The 2,670-nt window shown below is 74.7% G+C and carries 2 protein-coding genes; one reads left to right on the top strand and one right to left on the bottom strand.

What is annotated here, in order from left to right:
- Window positions 1-1,077, bottom strand: a 1,077-nt coding sequence (gene mshC, locus SACPADRAFT_RS0208490) for a cysteine--1-D-myo-inosityl 2-amino-2-deoxy-alpha-D-glucopyranoside ligase (protein ID WP_007027204.1), incomplete at its 3' end; no start/stop codon positions are given.
- 201 nt (window positions 1,078-1,278) lie between these two features.
- On the opposite strand from mshC, the gene SACPADRAFT_RS0208485 reads away from it, so the two are divergent.
- Window positions 1,279-2,478 (top strand): S8 family serine peptidase, encoded by a 1,200-nt coding sequence (locus SACPADRAFT_RS0208485; RefSeq protein ID WP_007027203.1) that lies wholly within the window; start codon window positions 1,279-1,281, stop codon window positions 2,476-2,478.
- Window positions 2,479-2,670 lie beyond the last annotated feature (192 nt).

Here is a 2,670-nt window from a genome sequence, read left to right as displayed (position 1 = left end):
CACGGTGGCCTCGGCGTCGGGGCCGGAGGGCAGTGCCACGGCCTCGCGCCACCGGTTCAGCCGTGCCCGCGCGTCGGCGAGCAGCCCGTCGGTCCAGGACCGGTCGTCGCGGTAGTGGCCCGCGAACAGGGCGAGGCGGATCGCCGCCGGGTCCACGCCCTGCTCCCGCAGGCGTGCCACGAACACGAGGTTGCCCTGGGACTTGGACATCTTCTCGCCGTCGAGGCCGAGCATGCCCGCGTGCACGTAGTGCCGGGCGAACGGGTGCTCGCCCAGCAGCGCCTCGGCGTGGGCGGCGCTGAACTCGTGGTGCGGGAACGCCAGGTCCGATCCACCGCCCTGGACGTCGAAGCCGAGGCCGAGCCGGTTGACGGCGATGGCGCTGCACTCGATGTGCCACCCGGGCCTGCCGGTGCCGAGTTCGGACTCCCAGGCGGGCTCGCCGGGGCGGGCCGCGCGCCACAGCAGCGCGTCGAGCGGGTCGCGTTTGCCGGGCCGGTCCGGGTCGCCGCCCCGGTCGGGGAAGACCGCGGTCATGGTGGCCTCGTCGTAGTTCGACTCGTAGCCGAACCGGCCGGTGAACGTGCGGTCGAAGTAGATGTCCGGGTACTCCGGGTCGTCGACACGGTAGGCGGCCCCGTTGGCCAACAGTTTCGCGATGACCTCGACGATCTCCGGGACGGTCTCCACGGCGCCGGGGAACTCGCGGGGCGGCAGCACCCGCAGCGCCGCCATGTCCGCGCGGAACCGGTCGACCTCCCGCCTGCCGAGCTCGACCCAGTCCTCGTCGTCGCGGTCGGCGCGCTCCAGCAGCGGGTCGTCGATGTCGGTGACGTTCTGCACGTAGTGCACCTCGTGCCCGGCGTCCAGCCACTGCCGGTACACCAGGTCGAAGGCCAGGTAGGTGGCGGCGTGGCCGATGTGGGTGGCGTCGTAGGGCGTGATGCCGCAGACGTACATCCGGGCCACCCGTCCGGGCGCCGTGGGCCGCAGCTGCCCGGTCGCCGTGTCGTACAGCCGCAGCGGGCGGGGACGTCCGGGGACACGGGGCACGGCTACCGAGGACCAAGTCTGCATGTCCCCAACCTTATGCGGGCGCCGCGCCGGTGGGGCCGACCGGCCGACGTCCGTGATCGGCTCCACCCCGGAGGTCGCCGACACGCCGCGCACGAGGGGCGCGACCGGTCGTCACGGGTGTGTGCCCGGTGTCACACTCGGGTGCGGGGATGAGACTTCACCGGTGCAGGCGTGTCGTCTCCCGACCGAGGAGGGTGTCCCATGACCACAGCGGAATCCGGCGGAACCGGCCGGTACCTCGTGCTGCTCGAGGAGAACGCGACGGCGGCGGGCGTGCACACCATGGAACGGGTGGCCGGGGTCCGCGCCGCCAGCACCGCGGACGTCACCGGTGCGGGTGCCGCGGCGATGCTCGGCGACGCGGACGGACTGGTGTTGCACGAACTCGGGGTGGCCGTCGTCCGCGCCGCGGACGACCAGGCCGACGCCCTGACCCGGGCCACCGGCGAACGCGGCCCGGTCGCCCGGGTGGAGCGGGAGCGTGTCGTGCACACCTACGCCACCCCCACGAAGGAACCGGAGGAGGACCGGGGCACCGTCGGCACCGTCGACGAGACCGCCCTCACCTGGGGACTGCGGGCGGTCGGCGTCCCCGGCAGCGCGGCGACGGGGGCGGGCATCCGGGTCGCGGTCCTGGACACCGGGGTGGCCCGGGACCACCCCGACCTGGCGGGACGCGCCCTGGAGGCACGGTCGTTCGTCGACGGTGAGGACGTCGACGACGGACACGGCCACGGCACCCACTGTGTCGGCACCGCGTGCGGGCCGCGTACCCCGGACACCGGCCCGGGATACGGCGTGGCGCACGAGGCGGAGATCTACGCGGGCAAGGTGCTCGGCGACTCCGGCAGCGGCACCGACGGGGGCATCCTCTCCGGGATCTCCTGGGCGGTGAGCAACGGCTGCGCGGTGGTGTCGCTGTCGCTGGGCTCGGCCACCCGCCCCGGCGACCCGCACTCGGAGATCTTCGAGACGGTGGCGCGCCGGGCACTGCGGCGGGGCACCCTGATGGTCGCCGCCGCGGGCAACGAGAGCGACCGGGCACGCGGGAGGATCGCCCCGGTGAGCCATCCGGCGAACTGCCCGTCGATCCTGGCGGTGGGGGCGGTCGACGCGGAGCACCGGGTGGCCGACTTCTCCTGCGGGTCGGTCGACCCGGACGGGGCGGTCGACCTCGTCGGCCCCGGGGTGGACGTGTACTCGAGCTGGACCCTGCCGACCCGCTACCAGCGGATCAGCGGCACCAGCATGGCGACCCCGCACGTCGCCGGGGTGGCGGCGCTGATCGCGCAGGAGCACGGGGCCCGGGACTGGGAACTGTGGGCGCGACTCGGCCAGTCGGCGCTGCGGCTGCCGTCGCCGTCCACGGACGTGGGCTCGGGGCTGGCCCAGGCACCGTGAGGCGCACGGGGGACGTGCGCCGCACGGGTCGCGGGGACGTCCGCGCCGGTGTCGACCGTGCGCCGACGTGGTGCGGAGCCGGGTACGCTCGGGGGCCGTGTGTTGTCCCGGTGCGACTCTGGCGGTGTGGTCGGCGGCCTGGCTCGGCGGCGTCGCCGCCACCGACGACGTCCTCGACGCGCTGCGCGTGTG

Origin of the sequence: Saccharomonospora iraqiensis subsp. paurometabolica YIM 90007, assembly GCF_000231035.2 — a bacterium.
In the GTDB taxonomy this organism is placed as follows: Bacteria; Actinomycetota; Actinomycetes; order Mycobacteriales; family Pseudonocardiaceae; genus Saccharomonospora; species Saccharomonospora paurometabolica.
The sequence above is the reverse complement of the archived record's forward strand: the minus strand, read 5'-3'. Positions and strand labels throughout refer to the sequence as shown.